Consider the following 16684-nt stretch of genomic DNA (forward strand, 5'->3'; position numbering starts at 1 on the left):
TCCTAAGTGTACTGAACCACTTCCTCCACGGTGGTGTATCCGTCCAGGATGCACCGGATGCCGTCCTCGCGCAAGGTGCGCATGCCGAGTTCCTTCGCCTTGTTGCGCAAGGCAAGGGTGGGGCGGCGCTCGATGATGGCGGTGCGCAGGGGATCGTTGATGCGCATGTATTCGAAAATGGCGCGTCGCCCGCTGTAGCCGGTGTTGTTGCAGGCCCCGCAGCCTTGGCCGCGGAAGAACGGCTGATCGCCAACCTGGCTACGGTCGAGATCCAGCAGGGCCAGCGTATCATCGTCCGGCCGGTAGGCCGTCCTGCAGTCCGGGCATAGGGTGCGGACGAGCCGCTGGCCCATCACGGCCTCAAGCGTCGAGGCAATCAGGTAGGGCTCCACGTCCATGTCGATCAGCCGGGTCACCGCGCCGGGGGCGTCGTTGGTATGCAGGGTGCTGAAAACCAGGTGGCCCGTCAGCGAGGCCTGGATGGCGATCTGGGCCGTTTCCATGTCGCGGATTTCCCCCACCATGATGACGTCCGGATCCTGGCGCAGGAACGAACGCAGCGCCGAGGCGAACGTCAGCCCGATGTTTTCGCGGATCGGCAGCTGGATAATGCCCTCGACGTCATATTCCACCGGATCCTCGGCGGTGAGAATCTTGGTTTCGGTTTGGTTGATGCGCTGGAGGGCGGCGTAGAGCGTGGTGGTTTTTCCCGATCCGGTGGGGCCGGTGACGATCACGATGCCGTTGGGCTTCCGGATGTCTTCGATGAATGAATCGTGGATATCGTCCGGGAAGCCGATGTTGTCGATGTCGAGCTGGACATTCGAGCGGTCGAGCACGCGCAGCACCACGCTTTCGCCAAACTGGGTCGGCAGGGTGGAGACGCGGAAATCGATCGAGCGTCCGGCCACGTTGAGCTGGATGCGGCCATCCTGCGGCAGGCGCGATTCCGCAATGTCGAGGCCGGAGATCACCTTGACGCGCGAGATGATCGGCAACGCCAGGTTCTTGGGTGGAGGCGCCATTTCGTAGAGGGCGCCGTCCACGCGGTAGCGAATCTTGAATTCGCGCTCGAACGGTTCGAAGTGGATGTCGGATGCCCGGTCCTTCACGGCCTGGTAGAGCACGAGGTTCACAAAGCGGATCACCGGGGTGGCGCTGGCGGCATGTTCCAGGTCGGCCAGGTCCACGGCATCGCCCAGCCCGGCCAGGTCGCCGGCATCCTCCAGGTCGGACTCCAGTGCGGAGAGCAGCTCGTTGATCGAATCGCTCTCCTCGCCGTAGAGCTTGAGGATGGTTTCTTCAACATCCTCCTTGGAGGCGACCACATAGCCGATCCGCCGGGATAGGACGAAGCCGATGTCGTCGGTGATGGCGGGGCTGGGCCAGTCCGCAACGGCGAAGACCACCGTGTTGCCATCGACGCGCACCGGGGCGGCTTCGTACATCCGGGAAATGCTCGCGGGAACGGTTTTGGCGAGGTTGGGGAGGATGGGGGTGGTGGAGAGGTCGACGACCTCGGTGCCGAGAATCCGGGCGACCGTTGCGAGATAGGCGGCCTCGTTCAGGAAGCGCTGTTCGATGGCGATTTCGCGGACCGGTTTGCCTTGGGCCAGATGCTCCTCGTGGATGGCATCCGCCTGGTCTGCGGTCAGGCAGCCGGATTCCATCAGTTCCTTGAGTATGGGATGATGGTGCATCATCAATTTTCATCCCTCATGGTTACGCGCAACACTTCGTTGACCGTGGTGATGCCGTCGATGGCCTTGCGCAGCCCGTCTTCGCGCAGGGTACGCATGCCGAGTGCGCGCGCCGCGGCCCGCAGCTCGGTGGAGGTGGCGCCGCCATGGATCATTTGGCGGATGTCGTCGTTGACGTTCAGGAGCTCGAAGATGCCCTTGCGCCCCATGTAGCCCGTGTTGCCGCAGGCGGCGCATCCGGCGCCCTGGAACAGTTGCGGCGTGGTACCCACCAGGTTCAGCTCCGCTTCGGTCGGGATGCAGGGGGCCTTGCAGTGGTCGCAAATGGAGCGGACCAGCCGTTGCGCCATGATGCCGCGCACGGAGGAGGAAACCAGGAAGGGTTTCACGCCGATGTCGGCCAGGCGCGTTACGGCGCCGGGGGCATCGTTCGTGTGCAGCGTGCTCAGGACCAGATGGCCGGTCAGGGCGGCATTCACCGCGATCTCCGCGGTTTCAAGATCGCGGATTTCGCCGATCATGATGATGTTGGGGGCCTGGCGCAGGATGGAGCGCAACGCGGCGCTGAAGGTGAGCCCGATGCCGGCGCGCACATGCACCTGGTTGATGCCGCTGAGCTGGTATTCCACCGGATCCTCGACCGTGATGATTTTCCGGTCGGGTTGGTTGAGGTGGTTGAGGCAGGCGTAGAGGGTGGTGGTTTTCCCCGATCCCGTCGGGCCCGTGATGAGCAGGATGCCGTCCGGGTATTGGATCAGGCGTTTGAACGCGTTCTGGTCGTCCTGGTGGAAGCCCAGGTTTGGCAGTCCGAGCAGCAGGTTTTGCTTATCGAGGATGCGCATCACGATGCTTTCGCCGTGGTTGCTCGGGATGGCGGAGACGCGCAGGTCGAGATCGCGCCCCATCACCCGGATTTCAATGCGGCCATCCTGCGGCAGCCGCTTTTCCGAAATCTTCATGCCCGCCATGATCTTGATGCGGCTGATGACGGAGGGGTGCAGGCGGCGGGGAGGGCCCTCGACCTCGCGCAGGGCACCGTCGATGCGGTAGCGCACGCGGAAGGTCCGGCTGAGGGGTTCGAGGTGGATGTCGGAGGCGCGTTGCTTGAAGCCTTCGAGGATGAGCAGGTTGACCAGCTTGATGATCGGTTCGTCGGCATCGGTGGCTTCGAGGGTGCCGGTGGCGGCATCCTCCTTGCCGAGTTGTTCCGACTCCTCGTTGTCCATAGCGTTGAGGATGGTTTCCATGCCCTGGTCGAGGTTCGGGTAGAGCCGGCCCAACGCCGTGGAGACCTGTTCGGGCAGGGCGGCCAGGATTTCGACCGGTTGCTTGAAGAGGTAGCGCAGGGTATCGATCGTTTCGATGTCCATCGGGTTTCCGAAGGCCAGGATGAGGGTGTTGCCTTCCTGCCGGATCGGCACGACCCGGTAGCGCAGGGCGATTTCCGCATCGAGCAAGTGGGCGGCGGCTGGCGCCGGTAATGTGCCGGAGAGTTCGATGGTATCCATGCCGAAGTGGTGGGCAACCGCGGAGAAAAGGCCGGGTTTGTCGTGGCCGGCTTCGGCCAGGACATCGAGCAGGTCCATTCCTCTGCGGGTGGCCTCCTGCTTTGCGGTTTCCAAAAGGGAGGCACTCAGGCGCCCGGCCAGGATTTCCGCGATATATGGGTTGTTACGCACCACTTGTTCAACGCCCTCTCAACGACTGGAAAAGCGTCTCACAGGAACTGGAGCTTTGTCAATCTGCGCAGTCGGCTTCCGGCCCGGATGGGCCGGGGCCGTCCGAAGCTAGATGCGCTGGAGCACGAATCCGGTGCGCGACGGAATATAAAGCTTGATCTGGTTCCGGTCGTTTTCCCCGTCGTTGAAGGCAAAGCTTTCGTAGGTCTGTTCGCCCGGGACAATGTCGTGCCCGCCGAATGCCGGATGGTCGGTGTTCAGCAGCAACCGGTATTTCCCGGGGGTGACGTCCACCGGATAGTCGGCGAACGACTTGTTCGGGTGGAAGTTGAAGATGAAAACCAGTCCATCGCGCTCGTAGGCCATCACCTTGTCGCCTTCGTTGATGAGGCGGAAGACGACCTTTTTGTTTCCGATGATGCCGGTGTTCCGGGCCAGGTTGACCATGGCTTTGTCGAAATCGGCCAGGAAGTGGAATTTGAGGGTTTGATCGTCGCGCAGGTTCCACTGGCGGCGGGCATATTGGTACGACCAATCGTTGCCCTCGCGGGGGAAATCGATCCATTCCGGGTGGCCGAATTCGTTGCCCATGAAGTTGAGGTAGCCGTGGCCGGCCGCGCCGAGGGTGGCTAGGCGTGCCATTTTATGGAGGGCAAGCCCGCGGTCGACGACCAGGTTTTGCGCCTCGACGTGCATGTTGTAGTACATCTCCTTATCGATGAGCTCGAAGATGAAGGTCTTGCCGCCGACCAGCGCCTGGTCGTGCGATTCCACATAGCTGATCACCTGTTCCTCCGGGCGGTGGTTGGTGAGCTCGTGGTAGAGCCCGCTCATGTTCCATTCTTCGTCCGGCGTGTCGTTGGCCAGCTTGAACCAGAGATCCGGAACGCCCATGGCCAGGCGATAGTCGAAGCCGCAGCCTCCTTCTTTTCCGGGGGCGGCGAGGCCGGGCATGCCGGAAACATCCTCCGCAATGGTGAAGGCCGCGGGGCGTACCTCGTGGATGAGCCGGTTCGCCAGCGCCAGGTAGGCGAGGGCGTCGACATCGACCGAACCATCGAAATAGTTGTCGTAGCTGCCGAAGCCGGTGCCCAGGCCGCGATGGTGGTAGAGCATGGAGGTAACGCCGTCGAAACGGTAGCCATCGAACTTGAATTCATCGAGCCAGTAGCGGGCGTTCGAGAGCAGGAAGTGCAGGACTTCCGGCTTGCCATAGTCGAAGCAACGCGAATCCCACGCATCGTGGTCGCCGCGGTTGCCTTCGTGGAAATATTGGTAGAGGGTGCCATCGAAGCGGGAGAGGCCTTCCTGTTCGTTCTTGACCGCGTGCGAATGCACCAGGTCCATGATGACGGCGAGGCCGGCCTCGTGGCAGGCATCGACCAGCTCCTTCAGTTCCTCGGGGGTGCCAAAGCGCGATGAGGCGGCAAAGAAGTTGGAGACGTGGTAGCCGAAGGAGCCGTAGTAGGGGTGCTCCATGATGCCCATGAACTGGACGGTGTTGTAGCCCATCTCCACGATGCGCGGTAGGATCTTTTCCTTGTATTCCAGATAGGAACCCACTTTGGCATCTTCCTGCGCCATGCCGATGTGCGATTCATAGACCAAGGGGGCCCCGATCGGCTTGGCCGGATCGGGGAACTTCCATTCATACGGGGTTGCCGGGTGCCAGACCTGGGCGCAGAAAACATGGGTGTCCGGATCCTGGACGGCGCGGCGGGTGTAGGCCGGCAGGCGCTCGCCTTCGCCGCCGGGCCAATACATCTTGAGCTTGTAGAGGTTGCCGTGCTTGAGCTGATTGGCCGGCAGTTCGATTTCCCAGACGCCGTGCCCGTCGCCATAGTGCAGGGCGAATTCGTCCCGCTGTTCCCAGTTGGAAAAGTCGCCGACCAGATAGATGGCCGTGGCGTTCGGCGCCCATTCGCGGAAGATCCATTTTCCGTCGCGGAAGTGGAGGCCGTAGTATTCATGCGCATTGGCGAACGCGTCCAACGACATTTTTCCGCCGGTGAGGCGCTCTTCCACATAGCGGATATGGTCGGCGCGTTGATGGAGCTGGCCCAGGTAGGGTTCCAGCCAAGGGTCGTCGGAAAGCTTCGCGAGCTTGGGAGATCTCATATGTTAGCCTATGTGCTTCGATGAAGCGCTATGGTGCATTCGTTGTTCATTGTGGAATATGGTTGTTTTCAATAAGGGGGCAGGGATCACGCGGCAGGGATCAGCAGGAACTTCCCGGGGCTTTTCAGCATCGCTCCAAGCATTTTTCCAACTTCATGGTTGAGGTTAGTCATATCCAAGTGTTTCTCGTCCGTGATGTAGTTGCAATCGCGTGCAAAGTCCCAACAGGTATCCGTTTCGGAGTTCTCTCCGTCGCAATCGGTTAGTTTGCTGATGAAATGGGCTTCGTATCTTCGTTTTGCCCAGGCTTCACGAAGGTTCTGGCAGACGGAGCGCGATGCACGCCTGCCTTGGCTAGTCAGGGCGAATGTTTCTTCGCTCGGGAACTGCTTGCTGATTCCGAAAAACTCCATAGCTTGCTGGTAGGCCTTCTGATAAACGATCAGTTCCTTAACGTTCTGAACTGCCATTGACTTCTCCTGTCGCCTGATTCCTGCTACCTGACTCCTGTCTACTGACTCCTGTCTACTGAAAAACCTCATCTACCAATGGGCGATGGAGCATTTTCTGGTAGATGTCGATGTAGGCCTGCGCCGTAACCTCGTGGTTGAAGCGTTCCTTGCTTTCCTTCATCACACGGCCGACCTGCGTGCCGCGGGTATGTTCATCAAGGCTGTGGAACTCCATGGCCTTATCGATCGCCCAGGCGAGTCCGCCGCCATCGTAGGTTTCGAAAAGGAAGCCGTTGCCGGTGCCGTTTTCGACATCCATCTGGAAGACGGAGTCGTGCAGGCCGCCCGTATCGCGCGCAATCGGCAGCGAGCCATAGATGGCGCTGGTCATTTGCGGCAGGCCGCAGGGTTCGAACAGCGAGGGCATCAGCATGAAGTCGGAGGCCGCGAAGCCAATATGCGAAAGACCTTCCTCGAAGTTGCACACCGCCACGCGCTGGTAGAGGTCGTGCTGGTAGACGATGTCGTGGAAGACCTGCTGGTAGGCGCCATTGGCCACAAAGACCACTTGCAGGCCGCGGTCCCAATATTTGTCGACCGTCTGGAACAGGATGTCCGAAAGCAGCTGGCAACCCTTTTGCACCGGATCGAGGCGCGAGGGCCAGAACAGCATCGGGGCGTCCGGATTGACTTCCAGCCCCAGGCGCTCCTGGAGATAGACCTTGTTCTTGCGCTTCGCATCGAAGTGGTCGAGCACGCCGTAGCGCTCGACCAGGTATTGGTCGGTCTGCGGGTCGCTGGAGGCGTCGGGGGAGTTGAGGATGCCCGAGGCGCAACCCGCGTGGTATTTGCTGGCCACCTCCCATTGGATGTTGCCGGGAACAAAGTTGTGTTGGTTGTCGACGATCTCCTTCATGAAGGTCGGGCTGACGGTGTTGATGAAGTGCGAGGCGAAAATGCCGCTGCAGAGGAAATCGACCGGATTGCCTTCCCGGGCGTCGAAATAGTTGCCCGAAGGCCATTCATAGAACAGGTTGCTCCAGAACTCCGCCGCATCGATTCCGCGATCCTCGATGTGGGCGAGCGTGGTCTTGACCGTGTGGATGTTGTGGAAGGTGAACAGGCTCGGAATGCCCAGCATGCGCGCTTCGCCGGGAATCAGGCCGGTCATCCAGTCGTTGCAGTGGATCAGGTCGGGCTTGACCGTCGGGATAATGTTGTTGATCACCTCGCGCTGGAAGGCGAGGGCAATCTTCAGGTCGGTCTCCTGGGAGTTGCTGTAGACCTTGTCCTGGTAATAGAAAATACGGTCTTCGGCCAGATGGATGCGGTCGTCGGGCAGCTTGCTCTTATAGATCAGCAACTCGTTGTCGATGAAGCCGCCGATGTCCACATGGAACATTTTTCGGTAGTGGGGCAGGGCCACGTGCACGTCCGCGCCCAGCTCGTAGAGCGCCGAAACCAGCGAGGCCGAAACATCCGCCAACCCGCCGGCCTTGGCCGAAAGCTTGTTGGTCATGTTGCCCATGCCTTCGGGCAGATAGGTGATTTCCGGGGTGACGATGAGAATGCGCGGCGATTTCGCCTTAGCCTTCTTCGTTGCGGTTGTTTTTGTGGCGGTCTTTTTTTTCGCTGGCATCGGCACTACCCCTTTACTTTTCCCCGCATGAAATCGAACCCCGTACGCCCATGCAAGACTATTGTTGGTTCTTTAGTTGTTTGACAAGTGGGGGATGTTGGTCTTTGGAATTTCGGTATGGCGACGTCCGTCACACCTTTTCATGCCCTTTGCGCGAAGTCCCGGTTCTGGCTTATGCCTTCAGCATTTTGACCACCCGGTAAAGCTCGGTGACGCCCCAGGCCTGGGCGCCGCAGCCTCGCTGGGTGTGTGGCGTGTTGCCGTCGATGACTTCGGGGCTTTGGCGCAGGCAGCCGTGGTTGAGCACGTCCGATGCGCTGCCGAGGATGGCCAGCGCGGTATCGCGCGCGGCGTCGCCGTAGACCATTGCCAGGGCTTCGGCATACGACGGGAAGGGCCATGTCCAGGCGGTTCCGTTGTGGTAGGCCGGCTTGCGGCGGGAGTCTTCGTCGCCGGAGTAATGGCCCCAATAGGGATTCATCGGGTTGTTGAGCAGGTGGCCGCCATTATAGACGGGGCAGGGGTGCAGCACCGGGCGGTCGGCCAGGCTGCGGATCGCGCCGGGAATGAGCAATTGTTCGCAGGCCTCGATAATGCTTTTACAGAGCTCGGGGTCGGTCACCGCTCCGAGGGTGACGGCCAGCAGCTGGTTCGAGCGCAGGGCGTCGTCCACCTCGGCCTCGCGGGCTCCGGCGCCCGGTTCTGCCGCGAGACAGTCGGCCAGGTAGGTGAAGTCGTCGGCCTCGACGAGGAATAGTTCCGAAATGGACTGCTCGACCTGCTTGGCCAACTGGGGCCATTCCGGAGCCCGGTCGATTTTGCAAAGCATGTTGAGCGCATAGTTCCACATGGCCTGGATTTCGATCGGGTAGCCTTGGCGGGGCGTGCCGGCCGGATAGTTGGTGTCCATCCAGGTGTAGTGCGAAGGGCTGTAGATCAGGCCGGAATCCGGATCGAAGGCAATGCCGTTTTCGGTGCCAGCCATCAAGCCGTTCGCCAGCGAGATCAATACTTCCTTCACGGTGCGCCCGTCGCCGCAATCCTGCTTGAGCAGCTTCTTGTTGCCTTGCGCTTTCATCAGTTCGTCGCAGGCGACATAGAGCCAGAGGGGGGCGTCGGAGGTTTCGCGGTTGGCGTCGTCGTTGCCGCGGATCATGTTCGGGATGGTGCCGCCCTTTTCATACTTGGCAAACTGCAGCAGGATGTTCTGCGCCTCGTCCAGCAGACCGGCCGCAATGATGCCGCGCAGGCAGATGAGCGTATCGCGGCCCCAGTCGAGAAACCACGGATAGCCCGCAATCACCGTCTGGAACGCATCGCGCTTCACAATGAACTGCTTCATTGCAATCTTCATGGCCTCCTCAATGGAAAGATCTCCCGGAGGGGTCGGTCCTTTGATATTGGTGTTTTGGTCGGACACAAAGATCAAAGGACTGACCCCTGTGCTGCTGACCCCTGTGCTGACCCCTATGCTGGCGTCCAGCTTTGCAATGGCATTACCGAGGAGGTCGATCTTGAAATAGCCGGGGCTAAAGAGGTCGGATTCTCCGTCGATGCCACGCTCGCGGTCGACCGGATGCTGGATCATGTAGTACCATTCCGGCTCGGAGTGGTACTCGCCTCCCGCGAGCGAGACGTTCAGTTGCCGGTCGGCGGACGGGGCAAAAACAAAACCGTCCTGCGTTTGTCGGATGGCGTTTGGCCAGTGCTGTTCGGCCCCGTTCATGGCCTTGACGACCTCATGGTTGTTGCGGTCTTCGATGTCGGTGCGCAGCACAAGCGAAACCGGTTCGTTGTCCGGCAGGTGCTCCGGATCGTTGCCGGCGGCTTCGCGAATGAAGCTGAGCTGGATGGCGTTGGTGTCGGGGTGCAGCTGCAACGCGGCCTGGAGTGGAATCAGCAGACCCTCGCCAACGGGCACGGCAAAGTTCCAGACCACCGTGCCGTCGTCGGCAACCGTGAAGCGCTTCTGGCATTGCAGCGTCAGTTCGTTGGAATAGCCCTTGCGCACCACCCACGCCCGGCAACGCGCGAGCATGGTATGGCGATCGACCGGCACTTCGGCGTTGAGGTTCGCAATCAGCAGGCCATCGTACTTGCTCCGAAGATCCGCCCAGCCGATCCGCACCTGCGAGAGGGCGCCGTGGTTGTTGGTGCAGACGGCATAGCGCTCGCGGTCGTGGATTTCGCCGGCCTTGCAGGTGGTGATGACCCGGGCGTTTTGCTCTTCGCAGAGTTGCATCACCGGCGATTCGGTGTGCTTGATTCCGTCGTCTTCGAAAACGGTGAGTTTCAGCGTGAGGTTTTGGTGGGCATCCGGTGTTTCCAGCGGAAGGAGGAGGGCGAACGCGTCCCCTTCGGCCTGCCCCAGCGATTTTTCATGCGCCAGCGTGGTGCCGTCCTCGTTCTTTAGCTCGGCAATGAAGCCGCAGGCGGCTTTCACCAGCAGGAAGTGGTTCGGCGGCAGCAACACGGTGCGCCGGGTATCGCGAGGCCACTGCCACGTTGTGACCACAGGGGCATTGCCGGCCAGCGTTTCGCAAAGCGCCTTGGGATCTTCCACGAAACGGTCGGGGTCGAACTGTTCGAGTGCGTCGAAATGGTGGTAGGTATCCATCGCCTTGGCCTTGAGGCACTGGGCATCGCCCGCCCCGGCTCCCCGGAAGGGGGTGGCCTCGGCTACGACGATGCCGTTGAGCCAGTCCGGATCGTCGGACAGGCAGAGCACCTGCCCGGGAGCGAGGTGGAGCGAATCCTTGTGGGCGGGGGTGCCGTGTCCGGTGAGCAGGTCGGTTTTGAATTCATGCAGGTCGCCGTGCCATTCCACCATGCCATCCAGCTGGTGGTTGAGGTTGGTCAGCACAAGCAACCGATTTCCGCCGCTCGCATCGGTACGCAGGATGGCGGCGGAGTTGTGGTAGCCCTTGGTGATGATTTCAACCTTGGCATCGGCATGGAACGAGGGGTGGATTTCCATGATGGCGTTGATTCGGCGAAGCCAGTCGACCATGTTTTCCGCTGCCCCCCAGTTGAGGGAGTGGGCGTTGTGGACATTGATTTGCGTTTTGGCGAACCATTCGACCCCGTTGGCGAAACCGAAGGCCCCGTTGTGCGAGGTGAGCGCGCAAAACGCCGCGCGCATCCGGGCGAAGGTGTGCGAGGTGGCGGCCAGGCGCGCGTTATCGTGCGTTTCGCAGAAGTGGATCAGGTTGCCCTTGCTTTCCGAGACGCGGATGCTTTCCGGCAGGTAGCCATCGACCTGCCCCTGGTCGTGGTTCTGGAAGATTTCGGAATAAGCCCAGTTCATGCCGGAGTTGGCCAGCAGGTTTTCGGTGACATGCTTGTGGCCGCCGAGGCCTTCGAGCATGAAGATGGTGTCGGGATATTCCATGCGCACCTTGGCAATAATGTATTCCCAGGCCTCGAACGGAACCATGTAGCCGGCGTCGCAGCGGTAGCCGTCGACGCCCTTGCGGCACCAGAAGAGGAAAACCTCGGCCAGTTCCCGCCATAGTGCACGGTGCTCATGATTAAGCTCCACCAGATCGGCCCAGACATCGCCCCACGCGCCGGGCGACTTGAACTTGCCGTCTTCCTTGCGCTCAAACCAGTCGGGGTGGTTGATCTGCAGCCACGAACCCCAGCCGGTGTGGTTGATCGGCATATCCATATAAAGCCGCGCATTGCGCTTATGCACTTCATCGACGAGTTCTTCAAACTGCTCCATTGGTGTGGTCAGTTTGTCAAACTCGGCGTGCACCGGATCCACGTCGAAAAGGTCGAGCGGGGCAAACGCGCTGCCAAAGCGGCCCATGCGGCCATAGGTGGTCGGGGTGGGGTGCACTGGCAGGAGCTGCACAATTTTACAGCGCAAGGTGCCGACGATAAAATCGAGCTCGTGAATCACGTCGCGGAATTTTCCAGACTTTGGAATGACCGTGTAGCCTGCCTGATCCAATTGCTGGATGGCATGTTCGTCGCGCGAATCGATGGCCCCTTTATATTTGGCCTCGCCGAACTGGCGGACAAACGCGGTATACATGGTATTGCCGGCGCAGGTTTCGGCCGGCTCGACCTTCAGGACGGAGTTGCCGCCCTCCGGCCAGAGGATTTCCTCGGAGCCCTCTTCGATGAAATAGGCCTTGGCTTCGAAGCGGCCGACGCCCAGCAGCGGCAGCGTAAGGGAGAATCCGTTTTTGCCCTTGGCCTGTTGCATGGGGAAGTCGTGCCAGTCGCGTGAGAGCGGTGGTAGGCCTTGCTCGGCGTGTATGATGATTTCGGTGTGGCGGACATGCGCATGGCCAATGTTGGAGCGCAACCACGCCTGGCCCTTCTTTCCCGTGTGGTTTTCGAGGGTGAAGGTGATCATGTCGCCACGGAAACGGATGGCATGCTCGCCCGGTGCGGGGATTTGAATTAAATTGCTCATGGGTAACCTCTGTAAAAGCCGCTTTTTATAGGCGGAATGGAGTGCGATGTCTGGAAAAAAGGGCGGATAACTTCCGGCGTTTCCATTTTGGGATGGGGATTGTTATTGAGGTTTTTTGTTGATAAGTTCTCCGTCTTTAAGCATATACGACGGCTTTTCTCCGGGGGAAACCTATGCGGATAGTGATTATTGGAGCAGGAAACGCGGGCCGCCAGCTGGCCATGCGCCTGTGTGAAGAGAAGCACAGTGTGGTGATGGTGGATGCCAGCGCGCAGGCTTTGGCGCAGGCCGAAGCCGGGCTCGATATCCTCACGATCTGCGGGCAGGGCTCGAACCCGTGTGTGCTCGAAGAGGCACAGGTCGATAAATCCGACCTGCTTATCGCGGTTACCGACAACGACGAGGTGAACGTGCTTTCGTGCCTGCTCGGTCATGCCGCCGGTGCGAAGGGCAAGATTGCGCGGGTCACCAATCCGGCGTTCCTCAATGGCTCCGAGCACTACGACCTCCAGAAGATGGGAATCGATCTGGTCATTAACCAGAAGCACGAGTGCGCCCGCGAGGTGTTCAACATGCTCCAGATGCCCGGTGCGCTCGAAGCCTTCGACCTCTTTGCCGGCAAGGTGATGGTGGCCGGGTTCAGCGTGAATGCCGTCAGCCCGCTGCTCGACCGCACCCCCGCCGAGTGCGACCGGCTCGACCTCATCCAGAGCGTGCGCGTTATTGCCATCCGCCGGGGCAACGACCTGGTGGTGCCGCACGGGAACACCGTCTTCATGCGGAACGACCTGGTCTACCTGGTGGGCAAACGCTCCGACATCGCCGATTTTTTCAAGTGGGTCCAGCCGGATATCGAACCCTTCGAGAAGGTGATCATTGCCGGGGGCGGCGACCTCGGGCTGATGCTGGCCAAGTTTATCGAGAACGAAGTCGATACGGTGCTGCTGGAGCAGGACGAGGAGCGCGCGCGGTTCTGTTCCGCCGAGCTCAACAAAACGCTCATTCTCCGGGCCGACGCGCTCACGGAAAGCGCGCTGGAGGAATCCGGCCTGCACGACAAGACGGCCTTTGTTGCCCTGACCGGCGACGACGAAGGCAACATCATGAACTGCCTGATGGCGCAGAAGAAAGGCGCCTCCTTCACGGCCACGCAGATCACCCGCACGGACTTCATTCCCGTTGTCGAGCAGCTCTACCTGGTGAACCGTGTCGTCAGTCCCTACATATCCACCGCCAACGCGATCCTGCACTGGCTCCGCTCCAAAAAGGTACAGGCGGCCTCGTTGCTGCACAACCTCCCCGGCGAGCTGCTCGATGTCATCATCGAGGAAAACGGCAAAATCGATGGCAAGCGCATCCGCGAAATCAAGATGCCGAGCACGGCCATCATTGCAACGGTCATGCGGGACGGCGAGGTCGTCACCGCCACCGGCGACCTCCAGCTGCAGGCCGACGACCGTGTGCTCATCTTCTGCCACCCCGACGCGGTAAAGAAGATCCAGTCGATCTTCCTCTAGAACCCGCGAGCTGCCGCCAATGAACGCGAATTACGTTTCACGGATCACGCCTCATGAATAAACGCGCCGTATTTCATCTTGTTGCCTACATGACGCTGGTAATCGGCATTGCGATGGTGGCCTGCGCCGGCATCTCCCTGGCCTACCGCGAACCGCTGTCCGTGCAGCTGAGCCTGGTCTATTCCGGCGCCATTGCCATCGTCTGCGCCGGCCTGGTTGGCTTCCTAACCCGCGGCGATATCAACCTCTCCCGCCGCGATGGTTTCGGCATCGTTACGTTCGGCTGGATTTCGGCGACCATCTTCGGGGCGCTGCCCTATATCTTTTCGGGTGTGATCGCCCATCCGGTTTCGGCCATGTTCGAAACCATGTCCGGCTTCACCACCACCGGGGCCTCGGTGATGAGCGACCTCGAGGCCATCCCGCGCGGCATCCATTTCTGGCGCGCGCTGACCCACTGGTTCGGGGGCATGGGCGTACTGGTGCTGTGCGTCGCCATCCTGCCGTTCCTTGGCGTGGGGGGCATGCAGATCTACCGCGCCGAAATGCCCGGCCCGTCGAAGGACCGCCTCACGCCGCGCATCGCCACAACGGCCAAGCTGCTATGGGGCGTTTACGCACTCTTGACCTTTGTCGAGGTGCTGTTGCTCAAGTTTGTTGGCGGGATGGACTGGTTCGACTCCTTTTGCCATGCCTTCGGCACCATGGCCACCGGCGGATTCTCCACCCGCTCCGCCAGTGTCGGTGCCTACGACAGCGCCATTGTCGACACGATCATTACCGTCTTCATGTTCCTGGCCGGCATCAACTTCTCGTTGCACTACTATGCGCTTTCCGGCAAGCCCCATCGCTATTTCCAGGATCCGGAGTTCCGCTTCTACGCCATCTTCCTTTCCTGCGCCACGCTCTTCATCACCTTCAACATTTGGCATGCCGACTGGGGCTCGCTCTCGCGCTGCTTCCGCGACTCCGCCTTCACCGCCACCTCCGTCATCACCACCACCGGTTTCTGCACGGCCGACTTCGACCAATGGCCCAACGCCTCGCGCTTGCTGTTGGTGGTCATTATGTTCATCGGCGGTTGTGCCGGATCGACCGGCGGCGGCATGAAGGTGGTTCGCGTATTCATCATGTTCAAGAAGATGGTGCGCGAACTGAAACTGTTCATGCGCCCGTCGGCCGTCATCCAGATGAAACTCGGCGGCAAGCCCGTCGAGCAGGAGATCATCTCCCACATCGCCGCCTTCTTCGCCATCTTCATGCTCATCTTCGCGGTCGGTTCGTTTGTGATGACCTTCTTCACGCCCAATCTCGAAACGGCGGCCACCTCCGTCATCGCCACCCTCGGCAACATTGGCCCGGGCCTCAACGCCGTCGGCGCCACCCAGAACTATGCCGCCATCTCGCCGCTCGGCCAGGGCATCCTCACCTTCTTCATGCTCCTCGGCCGCCTCGAACTCTACACCGTCCTCATCCTCTTCTTGCCCAGCTTCTGGAAGAAGTAAGGGCAGGTCTTGTACCTGCACCCCCTTATGGAAAAACAACGACTCTCAAAAATCATGGCTGGCCGCGGGATGTGTTCCCGGCGCGAGGCCGATCGCTATATCGAACGTGGACTCGTAATCGTTGATGGTGAGCGGGTTTCCGAGCTGGGCATGAAGGTTCTGCCGGATGCGGATATCGAATTGGCGGAGGCGGCTGAAAAGCATCGGTCGGCACAGGCCACCTTTCTGATCAATAAACCCATCGGTTATGTTTCCGCCCAACCGGAAGATGGCCATCGGCCTGCTTCGGATCTGCTGGATCGACCGAACCAATGGAGCGAGGATCGATCTCCCCGCAAGTTCCATCATGGCCAACTTCGCGGGCTGGCCCCCGCCGGGCGGCTCGACATCGACTCCAACGGACTGCTGGTGCTCACGCAGGATGGCCGCGTTGCCCGGCGGATCATTGGCGAGGATTCGGATGTCGATAAGGAATACCTCGTCCGCGTGCAAGGCACGCTTTCCGACGAAGGGCTCAAGCTGCTCAACCACGGACTCGAGCTCGACGGCAAGCCGCTCAAACCCGCCAAGGTAACCTGGCAGAACGAAGACCAGCTACGCTTTATCCTGCGCGAGGGCAAGAAACGCCAGATCCGCCGCATGTGCGAGCTCGTCGATCTCAAGGTGGTTGGCCTCAAGCGCATCCGCATTGGGAAGGTCGTTCTCGGAAACCTCCCCGATGGCCAGTGGCGCTACCTCGGCGACAACGAAACGTTCTAAACCTTTAAAACGCAGTAGAAATGAAGAAAACGGTGTTTTGAACAATGGTGTAGTGCAATCGTTTAATATCGGCCTTAACCCATTGCGTTATTTTTGTTTTCTTCATTTCTACCCTTCGGGTTGCCGATTTTACCTCATCTACGTCGGTTTGAGCCTCTCTGAGTAGGCGTCTACGCCGTCGAGTCTCAAACCTTGTACCTGAGGCAAACTTGGCAACTGCATTTTTAAGGCTAAACGAAAAAAGACGGCCCGAAGACCGTCTTTCGCAAGAGTTGCCTGATCCAGACGACTACTTGGTAAAGGTTTCTCCATCGACGGTAATGGTCGATGAATCCACAAACACAATCGTGTGCGTTTCCGTGGTTCCCCTGAGGGAATCATTTTCGGTTTCAATGAACTTGAGCGTCAGTGTTGTCCCGTCGAACGAATAGGTTCCTGAACTCGTTGTTTCGGAAGGATTTTCATCCGGTTCAACGGCATGCATATCAAACGTGTTGCCTTCGTTGATGGTGACTTTCAACCCATCGGTAGGATAACCTGACGATTGCCATGTTCCGACAATGCTCGGGGTATCGCCATCCTCATCGCTGTCGTCGCATCCCACCACGGCCACCGCAAGGCATGCCACTGCTGCAAATACAACCGTGCGCCGTGCCACCTTCCACCACTTCATTTTTTCTACTTTCATGTTTTCCTTTCCATTGTAGACGACCATCGCGATCATCATGTTTCAAAGAGACTATCTCTATGGCAAGTGTTGGTCTAGCTGAACTTGTGCCATTCTCTTTGTGAAAGCAGATTTTCCGGTTCAAGGCAGAAAAAAATTGCAGGTTTGATGCCGTGCGGGTCTGTAGCCTTTAAAACGGGAATGAACCACGAAATACAC

General features: G+C 59.8%; 9 protein-coding genes and 1 pseudogene. 3 read left to right on the forward strand and 7 right to left on the reverse strand.

The window, feature by feature from the left end; genetic code table 11:
- Nucleotides 1-2 precede the first annotated feature (2 nt).
- From E9954_RS17635 to E9954_RS17660, 6 genes are all read right to left on the reverse strand, one after another.
- Nucleotides 3-1703 (reverse strand): GspE/PulE family protein, encoded by a 1701-nt coding sequence (locus E9954_RS17635; protein WP_222847220.1) that lies wholly within the window; start codon nucleotides 1701-1703, stop codon nucleotides 3-5.
- Nucleotides 1703-3379 carry a type II secretion system ATPase GspE gene (gene gspE, locus E9954_RS17640; RefSeq protein ID WP_222847221.1) on the reverse strand — a complete coding sequence of 559 codons (1677 nt, stop codon included), beginning with the start codon at nucleotides 3377-3379 and terminating at the stop codon, nucleotides 1703-1705. The genes E9954_RS17635 and gspE overlap by 1 nt, the downstream gene beginning before the upstream one ends.
- A gap of 108 nt (nucleotides 3380-3487) precedes the next feature.
- Nucleotides 3488-5497 carry an alpha amylase C-terminal domain-containing protein gene (locus tag E9954_RS17645; RefSeq protein WP_136080613.1) on the reverse strand — a complete coding sequence of 670 codons (2010 nt, stop codon included), beginning with the start codon at nucleotides 5495-5497 and terminating at the stop codon, nucleotides 3488-3490.
- An 86-nt stretch (nucleotides 5498-5583) separates the two neighbouring features.
- On the reverse strand, nucleotides 5584-5967 hold the full coding sequence (locus tag E9954_RS17650) for a four helix bundle protein (RefSeq protein WP_136080614.1): 384 nt from the start codon (nucleotides 5965-5967) through the stop codon (nucleotides 5584-5586).
- Nucleotides 5968-6022: 55 nt separating this feature from the next.
- Nucleotides 6023-7588 carry a glycogen synthase gene (locus E9954_RS17655; RefSeq protein ID WP_136080615.1) on the reverse strand — a complete coding sequence of 522 codons (1566 nt, stop codon included), beginning with the start codon at nucleotides 7586-7588 and terminating at the stop codon, nucleotides 6023-6025.
- 172 nt (nucleotides 7589-7760) lie between these two features.
- Nucleotides 7761-12017: an amylo-alpha-1,6-glucosidase gene (locus tag E9954_RS17660; protein ID WP_136080616.1), complete on the reverse strand. Its 4257-nt coding sequence runs from the start codon at nucleotides 12015-12017 to the stop codon at nucleotides 7761-7763.
- A 167-nt stretch (nucleotides 12018-12184) separates the two neighbouring features.
- Here E9954_RS17660 and trkA point away from each other — a divergent pair.
- The 3 genes and pseudogenes from trkA to E9954_RS17675 all read left to right on the forward strand — a co-directional run.
- Nucleotides 12185-13534, forward strand: a pseudogene (gene trkA / locus E9954_RS17665) (Trk system potassium transporter TrkA); the annotation flags it as partial.
- A gap of 53 nt (nucleotides 13535-13587) precedes the next feature.
- Complete coding sequence (locus tag E9954_RS17670) at nucleotides 13588-15039, forward strand: TrkH family potassium uptake protein (RefSeq protein ID WP_136080618.1); 1452 nt, start codon at nucleotides 13588-13590, stop codon at nucleotides 15037-15039.
- Nucleotides 15040-15066: 27 nt separating this feature from the next.
- Nucleotides 15067-15798 (forward strand): pseudouridine synthase, encoded by a 732-nt coding sequence (locus E9954_RS17675; protein WP_136080619.1) that lies wholly within the window; start codon nucleotides 15067-15069, stop codon nucleotides 15796-15798.
- Nucleotides 15799-16087: 289 nt separating this feature from the next.
- On the opposite strand, the gene E9954_RS17680 is transcribed toward E9954_RS17675, so the two are convergent.
- Nucleotides 16088-16486 (reverse strand): hypothetical protein, encoded by a 399-nt coding sequence (locus tag E9954_RS17680; protein ID WP_136080620.1) that lies wholly within the window; start codon nucleotides 16484-16486, stop codon nucleotides 16088-16090.
- Nucleotides 16487-16684 lie beyond the last annotated feature (198 nt).

Origin of the sequence: Pontiella desulfatans (assembly GCF_900890425.1) — a bacterium.
Classification (GTDB): Bacteria; Verrucomicrobiota; Kiritimatiellia; order Kiritimatiellales; family Pontiellaceae; genus Pontiella; species Pontiella desulfatans.